The sequence below is a fragment of the Ruminococcus sp. NK3A76 genome (genome assembly GCF_000686125.1).
Taxonomy (GTDB): Bacteria; Bacillota; Clostridia; order Oscillospirales; family Ruminococcaceae; genus NK3A76.
This window is the reverse complement of record NZ_JMMA01000002.1, coordinates 2,380,131-2,398,073: the sequence shown is the minus strand read 5'-3', so window position 1 is coordinate 2,398,073 and position 17,943 is coordinate 2,380,131. Positions and strand designations below refer to the sequence as shown.

At 49.2% G+C, this 17,943-nt stretch carries 17 protein-coding genes; 1 reads left to right on the top strand and 16 read right to left on the bottom strand.

Annotated features, from left to right (window positions below; all coding sequences use genetic code 11):
* Positions 1 to 105: 105 nt before the first annotated feature.
* The 16 genes from CD05_RS0111155 to CD05_RS0111080 all read right to left on the bottom strand — a co-directional run bounded on the left by CD05_RS0111155 (position 106) and on the right by CD05_RS0111080 (position 16,369).
* Positions 106 to 1,083 (bottom strand): DUF4003 family protein, encoded by a 978-nt coding sequence (locus tag CD05_RS0111155; protein WP_028510562.1) that lies wholly within the window; start codon positions 1,081 to 1,083, stop codon positions 106 to 108.
* Positions 1,084 to 1,122: 39 nt separating this feature from the next.
* The gene (gene argF / locus CD05_RS0111150) at positions 1,123 to 2,055 is read right to left on the bottom strand and encodes an ornithine carbamoyltransferase (protein WP_028510561.1); all 933 of its coding nucleotides are present in this window, start codon (positions 2,053 to 2,055) and stop codon (positions 1,123 to 1,125) included.
* Between the two features lie 6 nt (positions 2,056 to 2,061).
* Positions 2,062 to 3,249: an aspartate aminotransferase family protein gene (locus CD05_RS0111145; RefSeq protein ID WP_028510560.1), complete on the bottom strand. Its 1,188-nt coding sequence runs from the start codon at positions 3,247 to 3,249 to the stop codon at positions 2,062 to 2,064.
* A 19-nt stretch (positions 3,250 to 3,268) separates the two neighbouring features.
* Positions 3,269 to 3,844: a hypothetical protein gene (locus tag CD05_RS0111140; protein ID WP_028510559.1), complete on the bottom strand. Its 576-nt coding sequence runs from the start codon at positions 3,842 to 3,844 to the stop codon at positions 3,269 to 3,271.
* Complete coding sequence (locus CD05_RS0111135) at positions 3,841 to 4,395, bottom strand: hypothetical protein (protein WP_028510558.1); 555 nt, start codon at positions 4,393 to 4,395, stop codon at positions 3,841 to 3,843. Before CD05_RS0111135 ends, CD05_RS0111140 begins: the two co-directional genes overlap by 4 nt.
* A 12-nt stretch (positions 4,396 to 4,407) precedes the next feature.
* On the bottom strand, positions 4,408 to 5,265 hold the full coding sequence (gene argB, locus CD05_RS0111130) for an acetylglutamate kinase (protein WP_028510557.1): 858 nt from the start codon (positions 5,263 to 5,265) through the stop codon (positions 4,408 to 4,410).
* Between the two features lie 132 nt (positions 5,266 to 5,397).
* Complete coding sequence (gene argJ / locus CD05_RS0111125; RefSeq protein WP_037322965.1) at positions 5,398 to 6,684, bottom strand: bifunctional ornithine acetyltransferase/N-acetylglutamate synthase; 1,287 nt, start codon at positions 6,682 to 6,684, stop codon at positions 5,398 to 5,400.
* A gap of 13 nt (positions 6,685 to 6,697) precedes the next feature.
* Positions 6,698 to 8,053 carry a glycoside hydrolase family 3 protein gene (locus CD05_RS18420; protein WP_051588960.1) on the bottom strand — a complete coding sequence of 452 codons (1,356 nt, stop codon included), beginning with the start codon at positions 8,051 to 8,053 and terminating at the stop codon, positions 6,698 to 6,700.
* A complete protein-coding gene (gene argC, locus CD05_RS0111115) occupies positions 8,046 to 8,993 on the bottom strand; it encodes an N-acetyl-gamma-glutamyl-phosphate reductase (RefSeq protein ID WP_028510555.1) in 948 nt (315 codons plus the stop codon). Before argC ends, CD05_RS18420 begins: the two co-directional genes overlap by 8 nt.
* Entirely contained in the window at positions 8,990 to 9,436 is a 447-nt protein-coding gene (locus CD05_RS0111110; RefSeq protein ID WP_028510554.1) for a hypothetical protein, read from the bottom strand. Before CD05_RS0111110 ends, argC begins: the two co-directional genes overlap by 4 nt.
* On the bottom strand, positions 9,426 to 10,814 hold the full coding sequence (gene argH / locus CD05_RS18415; protein WP_037322964.1) for an argininosuccinate lyase: 1,389 nt from the start codon (positions 10,812 to 10,814) through the stop codon (positions 9,426 to 9,428). Before argH ends, CD05_RS0111110 begins: the two co-directional genes overlap by 11 nt.
* 118 nt (positions 10,815 to 10,932) lie before the next feature.
* Positions 10,933 to 11,889: a hypothetical protein gene (locus tag CD05_RS0111100; RefSeq protein ID WP_028510553.1), complete on the bottom strand. Its 957-nt coding sequence runs from the start codon at positions 11,887 to 11,889 to the stop codon at positions 10,933 to 10,935.
* Positions 11,890 to 11,922: 33 nt separating this feature from the next.
* Positions 11,923 to 12,495 (bottom strand): hypothetical protein, encoded by a 573-nt coding sequence (locus CD05_RS0111095; protein ID WP_028510552.1) that lies wholly within the window; start codon positions 12,493 to 12,495, stop codon positions 11,923 to 11,925.
* An 85-nt stretch (positions 12,496 to 12,580) separates the two neighbouring features.
* Positions 12,581 to 13,021, bottom strand: coding sequence for a pentapeptide repeat-containing protein (locus CD05_RS0111090; protein WP_028510551.1), 441 nt, complete (start codon positions 13,019 to 13,021; stop codon positions 12,581 to 12,583).
* Between the two features lie 36 nt (positions 13,022 to 13,057).
* Positions 13,058 to 14,287, bottom strand: coding sequence for an argininosuccinate synthase (locus CD05_RS0111085; protein ID WP_037322963.1), 1,230 nt, complete (start codon positions 14,285 to 14,287; stop codon positions 13,058 to 13,060).
* A gap of 327 nt (positions 14,288 to 14,614) precedes the next feature.
* The gene (locus CD05_RS0111080; RefSeq protein WP_028510549.1) at positions 14,615 to 16,369 is read right to left on the bottom strand and encodes an MATE family efflux transporter; all 1,755 of its coding nucleotides are present in this window, start codon (positions 16,367 to 16,369) and stop codon (positions 14,615 to 14,617) included.
* A 451-nt stretch (positions 16,370 to 16,820) separates the two neighbouring features.
* Between CD05_RS0111080 and CD05_RS0111075 the strand changes: the two genes are divergently transcribed.
* On the top strand, positions 16,821 to 17,885 hold the full coding sequence (locus CD05_RS0111075; protein ID WP_028510548.1) for an N-acetylmuramoyl-L-alanine amidase: 1,065 nt from the start codon (positions 16,821 to 16,823) through the stop codon (positions 17,883 to 17,885).
* Positions 17,886 to 17,943 lie beyond the last annotated feature (58 nt).

Genomic DNA, 17,943 nt, shown 5'->3' with positions numbered 1-17,943 from the left:
GCTTTGCGCCCCCATGCCCCTTCGCTTTTGCTTAGCCTTCGGACTTATACCTCAGTTTTTTGACAGAATAAAAGAGCCTGCACTTAATCGCAGGCTCTTATACTTTTAATTGCTTGTATTTGCAGCGGTCGCAGCGGCTGTGGAGGCAATTATGGCTGCCATCATAGCCTGCTCGGCTGCGATTATAGCAGCGGCTGAGGCGATAGCGGCTATCTGCGAGCCCCGAGCGCCGTAAACGCCCGAAACTATAAGTGCGGCGTGCATGAGCCTTGTTGACTTGGAAGTGCCGAACAAGCCGCCGTAGCCCTTCTGGTCATCAAGGAAGCTGTCGGCATAGAGCACATCGGAAACTATCCTGTCGTTAGACACGCCTGTTGCCGAAAGACCTGCCAGCACGGGGAGGTCATAGGTCTTGCCGAACTTCCTGCCGGATTTTGCAAGCCCGTCATACAGCCCACGGAACTTGGAAGCCTTATTTTCAGATGAGCCGTCGGTAAGTGCGAGAATATGCGACACCGTCTGCACGGCGTTGTTGCCGAAGCCGGATTTCAGGGCATCATAGCAGCTCTCCATATCCTTGACAAGCTCTTTATCGTCACGCTCGCTCATGGCAAGGGTGATAGCGAAAACGCTGTCCTCACTGCCTGTGAGGAAGGGGTGCTCCCGCTTCATCTTCTTGTAAATACCCTTTGCACGCTTGCAGATATCGTCAAGGTCGCCGTGGTAGGCTTGCTCTGCGAGGATAAATGCTGACTGCACAAGATACTCGCTGCCTGTGAAGTATTTCTTTAGCAGCTCGTATATGTCGGAGACTTCTTTCAAAAGCTCCTTGGGCTTGCTGCTAACAGCTAAGAGTGCTGCACTTGCAAGCTGCATATTGCCCCTGAATGACGAGAAAATGCCCTTGCTCTCGTCAATGAGCTTTTTGCATTTCTTCAAATCGCCGCTGTCAGCCTCTATACCACGGGAGGTATATATGGCAGCACAGGCTGCGTAGATCTCCTCAGACTCGAGCTTGAAGGTCTTTTTGATGATGTTTTTGTTTGTGATAAACAGCTCACAGCGCTGCTGAAGCAATTCCATATTTTCTCCCCCTGTATATGTTTTTGTCGGTGTCAGCGATCAAACGTCGTCGCTGTACTTCGGCTTGCCGCCCATTACCTTTACCATAACTGCCTTCTGAGCGTGCAGACGGTTCTCTGCTTCCTCAAATATCTCGTCAGCGTGAGCCTCGAATACCTTCTCGGTTATCTCCTCCTCACGGTGAGCAGGCAGGCAGTGCTGAACCATTGCGTCAGGCTTTGCAGCAGCCATTATCTCGTCGTTTATCTGATAGCCTGCAAATGCTATCTTGCGCTTTTCTGTTTCAGCTTCCTCGCCCATAGATGTCCATACATCAGTAAAGAGCACGTCTGCGTCCTTTGCAGCCTCTAATGGCACATTTGTCATCGAGAACATATCGCCGTACTGCTTTGCAAATTCGAGCACCTCGGGGTCGGGCTGGTAATCATCGGGGCAGGCGATAGAAACGCTCATGCCTACCTTAAGGCCGCCTACGATAAGTGAGTTTGCCATGTTGTTGCCGTCGCCGATGTAGCACATCTTAAGGCCTTCAAAGCGACCCTTGAACTCCCTGATAGTCATAAGGTCAGCAAGCACCTGGCAGGGGTGGCAGAAGTCTGTAAGGCCGTTGATTATCGGTATAGAGCCGAAGTTTGCAAGATCCTCGACTTCCTTCTGCTCGAAGGTACGGATCATAATGCCGTCAAGATAGCGTGAGAGCACACGGGCTGTGTCCTGAACAGGCTCGCCACGGCCTATCTGAAGGTCACGGTTTGAGAGAAAGAGTGCCTGACCGCCGAGCTGGTACATACCAGTCTCGAATGACACCCTTGTACGTGTCGAGGACTTCTGGAATATCATGCCTAAAGTCTTGCCCTTTAAAAGGTGGTGCTTTATGCCGTTCTTGTTCTCATATTTGAGCTGGTCGGCGAGATTGAGTATCTCGATTATCTCCTCCTTTGAGAGGTCGAGTAGCTTAAGAAGATGATTCATTTTGTATTACTCCTTTTCATCAAGAATTTTTGTCAGTATTTCAAGTCCCTTGTCTATCTCCTCATAGGTTATCGTGAGGGGAGGGAGGAACCTTAATTTCTCCTTTGCCGTGAGTACCAAAAGGCCGTTGTCAAGACAAGCCTTGCATACGTCTGCGGCCTTCTTTGTCTTTAAGGATATGCCTATCATCATGCCAAGACCGCTGATGCCTGCGACCTCGGGGTGGTCGATGAGCTTTTGCCAGATGTAGTAGCCCTTCTGTGTCACCTCATCAAGGAAGCCCTCGGAAAGCACAGTGTCAAGCACTGCATTGCCGCCTGCGCAGCAGATAGGGTTGCCGCCGAAGGTCGAGCCGTGTGTGCCCTTTGTGAGCACGTCGCAGCACTTTTCATTTGCAAGGCATACGCCTATCGGGATGCCGCCTGCAAGACCCTTTGCAAGGGTGGTTATGTCAGGCTTTACACCAAACTGCTCGGATGCAAGGAACGTACCTGTCCTGCCGACACCTGTCTGAACCTCGTCGCAGATGGTGAGGATATCTTCCTTTTCGCACTCGGCAAATATAGCATCAACAAATTCCTTTTCAAGCGCACACACGCCGCCCTCGCCCTGAATGAGCTCGAACATCACAGCACAGACCTTGCCTTTGTTCTCATTGAGTTTTTCTTTGAGGTCTTCTATGTCGTTTGCCTTGACATTTACAAAGCCGGGTGTGAAGGGGAAGAAGTAGTTGTGGAAAACGTCCTGCCCTGTTGCGGAAAGTGTGGTAACAGTACGCCCGTGGAAGGAGTTTACAAGTGTAATGATGATGTTACGCTCTGCTTCCTTGCCGTACTTGTCAAAGCTGTATTTCCTTGCTATCTTGATAGCGCACTCGTTAGCCTCAGCGCCCGAGTTGCCGAAAAACATCTTGCTGTAGCCTGTTGCCTCGCACAGCTTGCTTGCAAAGTCTGCCTGCACCTTTGTGTAGTAGTAGTTAGATGTGTGCTGTATCTTATGTGCCTGAGAGCATATAGCCTCTACCCACTTGTCGTTGCAGTAGCCGAGGGAGTTTGTACCGATCCCTGAGCCGAAATCTATGTAGGTCTTGCCGTTCTCATCAGTTGCTGTGCGGTCTTCGCCCGACTCGACAACAAGGTCGAACCTGCCGTAGCTGGGCATAACGTGTGAGTTGAATTTTTCTATTGTGTTCATTGTTATCATTCCTCTCGTTTTATTCTTCATCGTCTGAGATGTTTTTTATTGTGTCGAGAATTTTTGCAAATCTCATTGTTCCTCCGCTTACGTCTGCGCCCTTGCTTAGCATAAACGTAAGTATCCCGCAGAGGTCTTTATCAAAAAAGCAGTTCATCGGGATAAACACTGCCATTTCTGATGTAACTATCGCTACCGCTTCAAATGTGACTATTACCTGCCTGATGCTTTTGTACTCTATCTCCGCCTTTGAAACGGGGCTCTCCTCACAAAGAAAGCTCTCATACATCGTCAGCGTGCAGGGAACGTCTATTATCTGCTGCCTGTTTCGTCGCAGCTGTATCACAGCATAAATGTATGATATTAAAAATGATTCTGTGCAGAGAAACGCCAAAAGTACTAAAATAGGCTGTAAATTGAGCGCAGGCTTGGGTATTGGCAGGAAAAGCGATGTTATGCAGTATGCAAGCAGCAGGAACAGTGTGATTATGACCACCTTGTTGCGTACAATATACACACTTCCTGCTGAGGCTATGTATTTTATCCCGCTGTCAAATTTGTAGCTGAGCTTAAAAACTTCTGTTTCCTGTTTCATTTGTTTGATGTGTTGTTCTGTATCCTGTCGGCTTTTTCTAACAGCGAGAAGGGGATATTTGCGCCCTTGCTCTGCATATAGCCGAGGATATCCGCTATCCTTACATTGTTCTGTGCAAACGCCTCTGTCGGTATGATCGTGAACACTCTGCCGGCGTAGATTATCACGGCGGTGTCGGTTATCTTTATCCAGTCTATCTCGAAAAAGTTTGCCTGCTGGGTGCCTGCAGAGCTTGCTTCGGTGTAGAATGTCTCAAAAACCGAGAGCGTGCTGTAGTTGTCTATCGCCGCACCCTTGACCGCAAGCGCCATTATTGCCGCAAGCAAAGCAGGAGCAATGAATGTGAGCGCTGCTATCAGGCTCGTTATGACAAGCTCACGCCAAGTGAAGGTATCGCTTGTAAAGTATGCCGCAAAGCCCAAAGCAAAGAAGAACACACCTGCTATCGGCACTGTCTTCATTCTTTTGTAGTAGGTCTGCGAGATAGCCGTGACAAGGCTTTTCATATCGCTGAATTTATAGGACATACCGAGGAAAAGCTGTTCGTTCATAAGTCACTGCCCTTAGTCAAACTGTGTGCCGATGCCTTCGTTTGTTAAAAGCTCGATAAGTATCGAGTGGGGCACTCTGCCGTCTATGATAGATGTTCTCTTTACCCCTCGTCTTATAGCCTCGACGCAGCAGTCTATCTTAGGTATCATGCCGCCGCTGATGATGCCTGTGCTCTTAAGGTAGGACACCTCTGAAACATTTACAAAGGGTATCAGCGTGCTGTCATCGTCCTTGTCTTTTAAAAGACCCTTGATGTCGGTCATGAGAATGAGCTTCTCGGCTCTTAAGCAGCTTGCTATCCTTGCGGCTGCCGTGTCGGCATTTATGTTGTATGCCTGGCCTGTCTCGCTCGTGCCGACAGTTGCGATTATCGGAACGTAGCCGTTGTTTAAAGCATCAAGTATCGGCTTTGTGGTTATCTTCTTTATCTCGCCTACATAACCAAGATCAACATCGCCCTGGAGCTTGTTTGCCTGTATCATGCCGCCGTCGCAGCCACAAAGACCCAGAGCCTTGCCGCCGTGCAGCTGGAGTGCTGAAACGAGCTCCTTGTTCACCTTGCCGCCGAGCACCATTTTAACGATATCCATAGTCTCAGCATCGGTGTATCTCAGGCCGTTTATAAATCTTGACTCAACGCCGACTCTTTTGAGCATAGCGTTTATCTCAGGGCCGCCGCCGTGAACGAGCACGACCTTTATGCCTACCTCTGAAAGCAGCACGATGTCGCTCATGACCGCTTCCTTCAGCTCATCGTTTGTCATGGCATTGCCGCCGTACTTGATGACTACTATCTTGTCATGATACTTCTGTATGTAGGGGAGTGCATCAATAAGTATCTGGCTTCTTATACTGTTTTCTATCTGCATTTTCATCTCTTCCTTTGGACTTGTTTTTTCACTTTTTAGTGATTTGCGGATAAAAAGCCCGAATGGGCATCACATCGCCCGCAAGGGCGATACAATCATTATGCATTATGCATTATGAATTATGCATTATCATTAGCTGCGGTAATCGCCGTTTATCTTTACATAGTCATATGTCAGGTCGCAGCCCCACGATGTTGCGTGAGCTTGACCCATGCCAAGGTCTATCGTGATAGTTATCTCGTCCTCCAAAAGAACTGTCTTTGCAGTCTCCTCTGAGAATTCTATCCCTGCGCCGTTTTCGCAGACGTGTATCTCGCCGGCCTTTGACGACATCTTTACATCTACCTTGTTTATGTCAAACTCAGCATCTGCATAGCCTATAGCGCAGAGCACACGACCCCAGTTTGCATCAGCGCCGAAGATAGCGCACTTTAAGAGGTTAGAGCCGACAACGCTCTTTGCGACTGTGATAGCTGTGTCAAGAGTGTCAGCGCCGTTTACTGTTACTTCAAGCAGCTTTGTAGCGCCCTCGCCGTCCTTTGCGAGCATCTTTGTAATGCTCATCATAGCGATGTAAAGAGCCTTCTTGAACACCTCAAACTCAGCAGAGCCGTCTGTGATATCATCATTGCCTGCCATGCCGTTTGCTAAAACGCACACCATGTCATTTGTTGACTGGTCGCCGTCAACGGATAAGCAGTTGTAGGTTATTTTAACTGTCTCGTCAAGCGCCTTCTGTAAGAGTGCGGCTGATATTTTGCAGTCGGTGGTGTAGAAGTTGAGGGTGGTCGCCATGTTCGGGTGTATCATGCCGCTGCCCTTGCCCATGCCGCCTAAGCGGCATACCTTGCCGCCTATCTCAAACTCAACTGCTATCTCTTTCTTGACTGTGTCGGTTGTCATGATAGCTGTTGCAGCCTGCTCGTTGCCGTTGTAGTCAAGCTCTTTGACAAGCACGGGAACTGCCTGCTCTATAGGCTCTATCGGGAGTATCTGCCCTATAACGCCTGTGGAAGCAACGATTACTTCCTCTGCCTTTATGCCGAGTGCCGAGGCTGTGAGCTCGCACATTTTGTTTGCCTTCTGCTCGCCGTCAGCGTTGCAGGTGTTAGCGTTCTTTGAGTTAACGATTATAGCCTTTGCCTTGCCGCCTGATTTAGCGAGGTTTGCCTTTGTGACTGTTATCGGTGCGCCCTTTACCTTGTTCTGTGTGTAAACTGCTGCTGCATCACACACTGTGTCGGAAACTACCATGCCTATATCGTTCTTGGTCTGTGATATCGGGCTCTCATTTCCGTCGGGAACAGCCGATTTTTTGATGCCGCAGTATGTGCCGCTTGCCTTGAAGCCCTTGGCTGCACACACGCCGCCTTCGATGTATTTGTACCCCTCAAAGGGCACAAGTGTTATCTCTTTCATATCTCATCTTCCTTTATATGATTCCGTATTTTTCTTTGAGTGTGAGTATCTTCATAACGCTCTCGTTGAGCCTGTCTTCGGATATAAGGCCTGTGCTGAGCGCTTCCTTTATGCCGTCAAATGCCTCGCCTAAGTTGCCGGGCATCAGAAGAATGTCTGCGCCTGCTTCAAATGCCTTGACTGCTGCCTGCGCCGGGTCGTAGCTGTCGCTTATCGCACCCATTGAGAGCGAGTCTGTGATGACGATGCCCTGATAACCGAGTTCGCCCTTTAGCATATCTGTCACGAGCTGCCTTGAAAGCGATGCCGGCAGGTCGTCCTCTGTTACATTCGGGAGCGAGATGTGCGATACCATTACCATATCTGTCTTGTCAAGGCTGTTTATGAAGGGGATAAGCTCGCAGTCCTTGAGCTCCTCCCAGTTCTTTTCTACAACTGCGCCGCCCTCGTGCGTGTCCTCAGCCGTGTCGCCATGCCCGGGGAAGTGCTTGATAGCGCATATCGTATTGCTCTTGTGGAAGCCGTCGATGCAGGCAGAGACCATGTCAGACGCCGTCTGCGGGTCAGAGGAGAATGCTCTGCTGCCTATCACTGTGTTCTCAGGGTTGGTGTAGACATCTGCATCGGGTGCAAAGTCAACATTGAAGCCGTAGTTCTTAAGATACTTGCCGATAGTCACGCCGACCTCCTTTGCCTGCTCTGTGTCGCCTGTGCTGCCGATGTCATACATCGAGCTGTAGCGTGTCACATCAAAGTCGTAATCGAGCGCTATCCTCGCTACCGAGCCGCCCTCCTCGTCAACTGCGATGAACAGTCCGTATTTGCTTATCTTCTGGAGCTTTTTGTTGAGCTTTGTTATCTGCTCGGGGTCTTCGACGTTCGAGGTCATCTGTATTATACCGCCGACGGGGTATTTTTTGATGATATCCTTCATCGTGTCGTCGTATACCGTGACTGTCTCGTCATAGCCGTCTATCTGCTCAGGGTTTACTATAAAGAGCTGGCCTATCTTCTCATTGAGCGACATCTGCTCAAACACCTGCTCGGCTTTGCTTTTTTCAGCGTTCTGGTCGGTGATGTCCTTGTCAGTTTTGTCGGTCTTGTCGGCAGTGTCAGTCTTGCTGTCTGCGACTGAGTCTGTTTTGTCTGTCTTGTCCTTCTGGTCTTTTTTATCAGCCTTGCTGCTCTCATCGCTGCCCTTGCTGTCGCCTGACGAGCTCTCGTCGATAACGTCTGCCACAGACGAGCTCTCAGCTCTTGTGCTCATTTTGGGCTTTAATTTGTCTACCTGCTGACCGCACGAGCCGAGCGTGAGAATGAGCGCTGCGATAAGCGATGCTGATATGATCTTTGTCTTTTTATTATTCAAGTCCTGTTCCCTCATCTATTCCAAGCATTATGTTCATGTTCTGTACAGCAGCACCGCTTGCACCCTTGCCTAAGTTATCAAGGCGGGAAGCGACGAGTATCTGCTCATCGTTGCCGAATACGAACAGCTGCATATTGTTCGTTCCTTCAAGTGTGTTTGCTGCTAAGAAGCCGTCCGGTAAAGTCTCCTTGCCGCCGAGCTCCATTACCTTCACAAACCTCTGACCCTCGTAGTGGGCGGAAAGTATCTCGTGAACGTCCCCCGGAGTTACCTTTTTTGCAAGCGCTCTTGTCACGAGCGGCACAGAAACCACCATGCCTGCGTAGTAGTCGTCAACTATGGGGTTGAACATCGGCTTGTACTTAAGGCCGCAGACTGTCTGCATCTCGGGCAGGTGCTTGTGCGCCTGAGTGAGTGCGTACTGTCTCGGGGAAGCCATTTCCTTTGTCTTGTCTGCACCCTCGATAGCGGCTATCATCTTCTTGCCGCCGCCGCTGTAGCCGGAAACTGCGTGTGCTGTCAGCGGATACTCCTCGCCTAAGATGCCTGCCTGCACGAGCGGATATACAAGGCTTATAAAGCCGCTTGCATAGCAGCCGGGGTTTGCAACTCTCTTTGAGTTTGCGATAGCCTCTCTGTGTTTTGCCGAAAGCTCCGGGAAGCCGTAATCCCACGCAGGGTTTGTTCTGTGGGCAGTTGATGCATCGATTATCCTTACCTTGTCGTTTGTGACTAAGCTCACAGCCTCTATCGCTGCCGCATCAGGCAGGCAGAGGAATGTGATGTCGCTCTCATTTATAAGCCTTGCACGCTCAGTCACGTCTTTTCTCTTGTCGTCATCAATGAGCAGTATATCGAGGTCATTTCTTTTTTCAAAGCGCTCGAATATCTGCAAGCCGGTCGTGCCTTCTTTTCCGTCTATAAATATCTTAGTTTTCATTTTCTTTTAGCCTTCTTTTTTCTATTCTTTTTTGCAGGGGTGTTCTCATCGCCGAGGATAGGTGTGTAGTGCTCCTTGGCGGCCTTTTCATCATCGCTGCCGCTCCTGTCAGAGAAGACAGCACCTATGCCGCTGCCGAATATCACGCTGATAGCTGTTACTATCATAAGGTTCGGCACGACGCCGCCGAGAGGTGATGCAAAATACAGCACCGCCGAAACGACAATTATTGCCGCCTTGTATACCCAGCGTGAGCCGAATATCTTTGCCGCCATGAAGCTGCCTGCCATGAGCAGCAGGGGGTCAGCTATCATAAAGCCGTAAAACCTTGCGACCAGCGGCTCGGAAACGCCCTCCGAGAGGTAATACATACCCACGACAGCCGCCGCCCAGAGTATTATCAGCCCGGCCTTTACCGGCAGCTCAAAACGCTCATTTATCATAGGCGTTCAGAGCATTCCTTGTGTATTCTATCTGTGACTTGACGCTTTCGGGGGCAGGGCCGCCGGCAGCCTTTCTCTGCATAACGCAGGTGTCAAGGCTTATAGCGTCGTAAACGTCCGTATCAAATGTCTCGCACAGCGCCTTATAATCTTCAAGCGGGAGAGTTTCAAGTGTCAGCCCCTTCTCGATGCAGGTGTGAACGAGAGTGCCTGTTATCTTGTAAGCATCTCTGAAGGGCAGACCCTTCTTAACGAGATAGTCTGCGCAGTCGGTGGCGTTTATAAAGCCCTTTGCGGCAGCATTTCTCATGTTCTCAGGCAGCACCTTCATGGTGTCGAGCATGGGTATGAATGTTGTAAGGCAGAGCTTTACCGTGTCTATCGCATCGAATATAGCTTCCTTGTCCTCCTGCATATCCTTGTCGTATGCAAGGGAAATACCCTTCATCATAACGAGGAGAGTGTTGAGGTCGCCGTATACTCTGCCGGTCTTGCCCCTGATAAGCTCTGTTACGTCGGGGTTTTTCTTCTGCGGCATGATAGACGAGCCTGTGGCATAAGCATCGTCAAGCTCGATGAACTTGAACTCCCACGAGCACCAGAGTATTATCTCCTCGGAGAATCTGGAAAGGTGCATCATGAGTATTGATATAGCCGATGCGAGCTCTATGCAAAAATCTCTGTCAGATACGCCGTCAAGTGAATTCTGTGTTATCTCATCAAAGCCTAACAGGTCGCATACACGCTGCCTGTTGATAGGGTAGGTGGTAGCAGCAAGTGCTCCCGAACCCAGGGGCATGATGTTTGTTCTCTTGTATGTGTCTTCAAGTCTGCCGAGGTCACGCAGCAGCATCTGTGCGTAAGCCATCATGTGATGTGCAAGCGTTATCGGCTGTGCTCTTTGCAGGTGTGTGTAGCCGGGCATTACTGTTGTGAGGTTGTTCTCGGCTATCTTGCAAAGCGTTTCAACAAGCTCCTTTGTGAGAGCCTGTATCTCTCTTATCTCGACTTTTAAGTTCATTCTTATGTCAAGAGCCACCTGGTCGTTTCTTGAACGTGCGGTGTGAAGTCTCTTGCCTGCGTCGCCTATGCGCTTGGTAAGCTCTGCTTCGTTGAACATATGGATGTCCTCAGCAGTCGGGTCAAACTGCAAAGCGCCGCTTTCGATATCAGCGAGGATGCCCTGTAAGCCCTCGATTATCTTCTTGCTGTCGTCAGCTGCAATGATGCCGCACTCACCGAGCATGGCAGCGTGAGCGATAGAGCCCTCGATATCCTGCCTGTACATTCTTGCGTCGAATTTGATAGATGAGTTGAAGTCATTTACACGCTCGTCCGTTTCCTTGGTGAAACGTCCTGCCCACATTTTTCCTGCCATTGTTTTGTCTCCTTAATATCAATATGTGATCGCTTGCTGCAAAGCATTATTTCAATACATCGCCGAAGGCGATACCTTAATTATGCATTTTGCATTTTGCATTGTGACCGTTCCACAGTCACATAAAGTCCTCGTCCGTTATGCGGTGACCTCTGTTTTCTTCCCTTTGCAGCTGCGAGATGTAATCGCTGCTGTCATCACGCATATCAGCCTCGGCCTGTGCGTAGTTGTGGAATTCGCCGTCGGCTTCAAGGTCGTGTATCTCGGCGCTGTCGTGGTGGTCGTGCGCCGGGTGTGCTGCATTTGCAGCGTTTATAATGTTTTGTATGTACGGGTCATGCGCCGTCTGGGGAACAGCGTTCATTCTGTTCATTACAGGCTGCTGCATAGGCTGCGGCTGTGCGTAGTGTCCGCCGCCGTTTAGCATAGCCGGGTCGTACATCTCAACTCTCCTTGCATCTTCACAGCCGCCGCAGTCAGCGCCCTGGGGATTTTTCTTGAGCAGATTGTGAAGCGATGTGCAGGTGAGTATGAAGTAGAAAAAGCTCGTCGAGAACGGTGCTAAAACAAACGGTATCACAGCGTCCTCGTTATCAAACGCTTCTGATAACTCCTTTGCACGGTCTTCGTCTATGCCTGCATCGACAAGTATCTCAATGTCCATATCGCTGAGGTCTTCAATGTCTTCATACTTGCTTGTGTCTATGTCATCGACTACGGAGCATATCTCAACTATAGCGTCACAGACCTGCACACCGCCCGACATTGACAGCACGAGCGAGCCGATGATAATAGTTCTGAAAAACACCGCAGCGCCCGAGGCCTTGTATCTTCCGCTGAGGATACTCAGCACCGCTGCTGCTATGCCTGCGATGAACACGCCCTTGTAAACCGAAGCGTAGGAACCGAGATTTTCAAAGAGTTCTTTGTTTACGGTGAGCCTTTCGCTCTCTTCCTCGATCGCATCTTCAAAAACGCCGAAGAAGCGGGCTACCATCATCACTGATGCCACAAACAGGCAGAATATAACTGTTCTGAACAGGACGTTGAATGCTTTTTTTATGCTGTCGTTCATAGTATAGCTCCTATACGGGCCGGCCGGGTGTCATTACTGCCCGGCGGACTTGTCTTTCTTCAAGAGGTTATGCAGCGATGTGAATGTGAGTATAAGATACACGAGCACGCATACGCACATTCCTGCTGCAAGGAACACGGGTGTGCTGTCTTTGCTCATAAGCTCGGCTATCTCATCTGCACGCTCTGCTGAGATACCAACATCTATCAGCTTTGAATCCGTTATGCTGTTGAAGTCGGTAGTATCGAGCTCGTCTAAAACATCGCACACCTCGATAAATGCGCTCGTCACCCTGAATGCGAGCCCCATTGCCGCAGCCGTGACTGCAAGGAAGAGTGTTCTTGCGACCTGAGAGACTGTTTTGCATTTGTATTTTGCGAGTATGCTTAAGATCACACCTGCTATCGTTGCAAAGAATATGCCGTTATAGAGCGTTGCGAATGTTCTTATAGAATCTGCAAATTCATCAACTTTAGCTGAGTCGTTCTTGTCCATGATAAGTGCAAACTTCACGATATTGACTACCATTACTATAGCCATTGCGAAGCAGGCGAAAATGAGAAGCCTGAAAACAAGGTTTATCATCTTTTTAGAGCTGTCGTTCATAATATATTCTCCCGTATAATAAAAAGTGAAAGCAAGAAACAGAACACTTTGTTAAGGATCCTGCTTCTTGCCCTGAAAGTTAAGGTTACGACTTCTCTTCCTCGTAGCGCTCAATGAGTTTCTGTATGTCGATACCGTTTATCTTCAGCCCGTCGATAATGCACTCGTTTATCTCAACATTTGAGAGGTCGCAGTGCAGAAACAGCGAGTTCTTAAGATCGGGGTTCTTGAATTCGACATTGTTCATTATCGAGCAGCCGAACTTGCTGCTTGACAGATTGACACCCAGAAACTTGGAATTTACCATATACATATCGGTGAACTCCGAGCCCTTCATAGATATGTCGTTGAATTTTGTGCCGTCCATATTAACATCGTTGAAGTCGGCTTTTTTAAGGCTTACATTGTTGAATGTAGCGCCGCCGAGGTTTACATCTTCAAAGCTTGAACCGGGAAGGCTGTCATAGGTTATCTCTACCTTTTTGTCGATCGCAGGCTCAAGCAAGTCGTTTATTTTCTCACTCATAATGATTCCTCCTGCAATAGTTTATCGGCCTGGAGCTTACTTCTGCTCTCTCTTCTGCTCGAGCTTGGCTCTTACCTTGATCGGGAGACCGAAGAGGTTTATGAAGCCGGCAGAATCAGCCTGGTTATAAACATTGTCCTCATCGAATGTAGCAACTTCCTCATCATAGAGAGTATAGGGGGAAGTAACGCCTGCATTGATGATGTTGCCCTTGTAGAGCTTGAGCTTTACGTCACCTGTAACTGTCTTCTGAGTCTCGGTAACGAATGCGCTCATAGCCTCACGCAGAGGAGTGAACCACTGACCGTTGTAAACTATATCAGCGAACTTTATTGAGAGATACTGCTTAACTCTTGCAGTTTCCTTATCTATAGTGATAGTTTCGAGAACTTCGTGTGCGTGGTAAAGGATAGCACCGCCGGGGGTCTCGTAAACGCCTCTTGACTTCATACCTACAAGACGGTTCTCAACGAGGTCTGCAAGGCCTATGCCGTTCTCGCCGCCGAGCTTATTGAGTGTGGAAACTATCTCAACAGGACCCATTTCCTTGCCGTCGATAGCTGTAGGAACGCCCTTCTCGAAGTGGATGGTCACATATGTGGGCTTGTCGGGAGCGTTTATAGGAGATACGCCCATTTCAAGGAAGCCGGGCTTCTCGTACTGGGGCTCGTTAGCAGGATCTTCAAGATCTAAGCCCTCGTGCGAAAGATGCCATATATTCTTATCCTTAGAATAGTTTGTTTCTCTGTTTATCTTTAAGGGGATATTGTGCGCCTCAGCGTAGTCTATCTCCTCGTCTCTTGACTTGATATCCCATATTCTCCAGGGAGCAATTATCTTCATATCAGGAGCGAAAGCCTTTATAGCAAGCTCAAATCTTACCTGATCGTTGCCCTTGCCTGTGCAGCCGTGGCAGATAGCGTCAGCGCCCTCTTTGAGTGCGATCTCAGCTATTCTCTTAGCTATGATAGGACGAGCAAAGGATGTGCCAAGCATATATCTGTTCTCATAGATAGCGCCTGCCTGAACTGTCGGGAATACATAGTCTCTGATGAACTCCTCAGTAAGGTGCTCGATATAGAGCTTGGAAGCGCCGGTCTTTATTGCCTTTTCCTCCAGGCCGTCGAGCTCAGTGCCCTGACCAACGTCACCTGAAACAGCGATGACCTCGCAGTTGTTATAGTTTTCCTTCAGCCACGGGATTATGATAGATGTATCAAGACCGCCCGAATATGCCAAAACTACCTTTTTGATGCTCTGATCCATTTTGATTACCTCCGAAATTGTAATTAAATCATTTAGTATAATAACATTATACACGATTACACAGCTTTGTCAAGCACTTTGGCGTATATTTTAAGATTTATACACATTTTTAGTGCATAAAATGCATATTGCGATGTATATTCCTAAAAATATACACTTTTTATGCATAATCAATGAATAAACGCATAAGCATTCTCAGCAAAAGCTGTTATGATACAACAATTATAACACATTTTCTCACAGAATGCAAGCGTTTTCGGGCTGAAATTGAGTGTGTTGCCTATAAAAAGAGCAGACACCCCGCACTGAGATGTCTGCTGTGTATTCTTATATCTTTATTGTCAGCACATTGAGCCCTAAAACATAGCTGTAATCCATTCTGCTGCTTATGCGGCTGACCATTCTTATGCCTATGTTCTTTGTGATATCCTCGGGCGAGAAAATACTTGACATCTCCTTCGGGTCAAAGGGGCGGCAGGTGTCTTTAAAACGTATCAGCACGCCGCCGTCCTTGTAAACGACTCTTATGTCGATGCTGTTTTTCCTGCCCTTGACAAATCCGTGCTGAACTATATTGCCGGCCATTTCCTCGATGCACAGGCCGCTGTAGAATGAGTGCCTGCCGGATATGCCGTGCTGCGTGCAGAAATCCACTACCTGCTGCGAGGTGTTTATGACCTCCTCGCTGCTCTTTATGCTGATATCCAGCCTGTCGTCCTCAGACACGCCGAAGTCATCACGAAGTATCAGCATATCCTCGACAGATGTCGGGAAGCGCCTGTTCACTATCATGGTGTATGCGTATATAGCAATGAGCGTGTAAACGCCGTTCATCACCTGCGAGAGCCATATGCCCATAGCCCCGAGCGGCGGCGCAAGTATAAGAGAACTGAGCACTACGCCTATCATGCCGTCTATTATAGATAGGACGTGTACTATCTTCATTCTGTCCGAGCATTGGTAGTAGTTGTTGAATATCACGCAGAACGCCGAGAATGGCATCGACAGGGGGAATATCCTGAAATATTGCAGCGTGAGCCTGTAGACCTCGCTTGAATGGTCGGCGCAGAAGATGTTTGTGAAAGGCACTGCAAGTGCTATAGACACAGCCGCCACGGCAGAAACGAGAGCCACGCCCTTGCAGAGAGCTGTCTTCATTATCAGCAGCAGGCCTGCTCTGTCCTCCTCGCCGTAGTAGACGCTGACGAGAAGCCTTGTCGCCGATGCCACGCCTGCGGTCGCAGCGTAGTATGCGCAGCCGAATGTGCCCACCGCCGAGAATGCCGAGAGAGCCTCGTTTCCTGCATAGCCGAGGATTATCTTGTTGAGTGCAAGGCCTCTTATCGTCAGGCAGAACTGAACTATCGCCCCGGGTATGCCTATGCGTATCATGTCTTTGAGATATGCAGGCTCAAGGTCTTTTAGGCTGAAGCGTATAGCCGCCTTGCCGGTGAAGTAGTATGTCGCCTGTATTATGCAGAAAAGCCAGCTGCTCACCGTGGTCGAAAGGCCGAGCCCGAAAAGCCCCATATCAAACACCTGAACAAAGAGGACGTTGAGTGTGACGTTTGATACAGCCATTGCTGCTATGCCGGCGTAGGTGCGCTTTTCCTGCTGTTCGAGCTGTAGAAATACCGAGAACTGCGATGCCAGTATCTGCCCGGTTATGCCGAAGGACATCGCACGCAGGTATGAAACAAGCCCGTCTATCGTCTCGCTGTCAGCGCCTATGCCCATGCCTATAGTGCCGGGAATGGTGAACATCAGAAGCGAAGCTATCAGCGAGAACACCACCGTAACGAGCATATCGAGCGAGAAGACCTTGCTCGTCTTGTCAAGCTCGCCCTTGCCGAGAAACTGGCCGCACAAGATCTGCGAGCCGCCTACAAGCACGGCATTTACCGTGTCTATCAGCTTTATCACAGGCATATAAAGCCCTATGACGCTGAGGGCGAGGGGGCCTATGAGCTTGCCTGCTATCATGCCGTCGATTATAGAATTTATGCTGCCTATAGCCACGAGAATTATCTGCACGGGCAGCAGCCTGAAAAACAACCGTGAGATTATCTTTGAATCAGCCATAATACGCTCCTTGTGGTCTGTCAGATATTTGGTTAGTTGATTTACTGATAAACGGTGAATAACGTTTACTTTCTTTACTTATTATATCAGCTTTGAGTGCCGCTGTCAAGGGAATATGTGGCTGTGTTATGCGCTGAATACACAATATTATCATATAAGCCGGGGTCAATTTTAAGAATTAGCTTATTGCAACAGGCGAAAAAGTGTGATATAATAATATGTATGAACAAAAGAAACGACGTTTTATATAGGCAACACCGCTGGGCCATTGTACGTCAGACACGCAGTCAAATTTTTCGTCAGATTGGCTAAATTTACCGCAGGAATACTAACGTATTTCAAGGTAAATTTGGGTAATATGACGGAAAATTTGCAAGTGGATGGCGTGCAAAGGTATACGCCGGTGGCCCGGCGGTGTTGCCTATATAGTAGTTAGTAGTGAGGAAAAAAGATGACAGACGAAGAATTCAGAGAAAAATACGGGCGTGACCCTGTAAAGCCGGGGCAGCACACCCAGGTAAAGGTCTACTGGGACAGGATAGCGATAGCTCTTGTGCTGCTGATACTTCTCATATTCGGCATAGTTAAGGGCATTATGGCCATAGCAGGCGCTATAAAGGGCTCGGACGACAGTTCTTCCGTGACGGAAGCGGCAGCCGCAGCCGAGGAAGACGACTTGTCGCAAGCAGAGCCGGAGGTCAAAGAACCGCAGCAATACCAGTTCATAGTCTGCCTTGACCCCGGCCACGGCGGCGAGGACGGCGGAGCAACTGACTCGACCGGCAAGCGCTGGGAGAAGGACGACACATTCAATATGTGTAACAAGGTCAAGGAATACCTCGAAGCAAAGGGCGTTACGGTAGCCATGACAAGAGACACCGACGTTCTGCTCTCGCTTGAGGAGATATGCGTAAATGCCAACAACTCCAAGGCTGACCTTTTCGTGTCCATTCACAGAAACAGCGCTGAGAAGCGGTTCAAGGGCGTTGAGATATGGGTAAACAACCACGAGCCCGAGGCTGACACGCTGCTTGCGTCGAACATACTCACAGCGCTCGACCGTGTGGGTATTAACGAGAACAGAAACGTAAACTACGGCTTTATAGGCGAGCCGCAGAGCAACTATCAGGTCAACCGCCAGACGCATATGCCAAGCTGTCTTGTAGAGCTGGGCTTTATAACCAACGACAAGGACAATGAGCTGCTTGACAAGAACTTTGACGCATACGCCGAGGGCATAGCAGATGCTGTGATCAAGACAGCAAAGGAGCTCGGCATAGTTGCTGAGGACGGCAGCAGGCTCCACGAGGGGCAGTATCTCTCGACCAAGCCGCAGTGGGACCCTGAGACAGACACCTACCACACCGAGAACGGCGACACGGTATTCGCCGATGCGATAGACCCGAACGCCGAGGACAAGAACCTAAAGCGTGAGGACATTACCACGACGACAGCCGCCGAAGCCATTCCGCCCGAGGACGACGCACAGGCTGCTGACGACGGAACGGTAGGGTAGCTTATTCAGGTAACAGGTAACAGGTCACAGGTAACAGGTGAGGTGTTGCCTTAAAGGA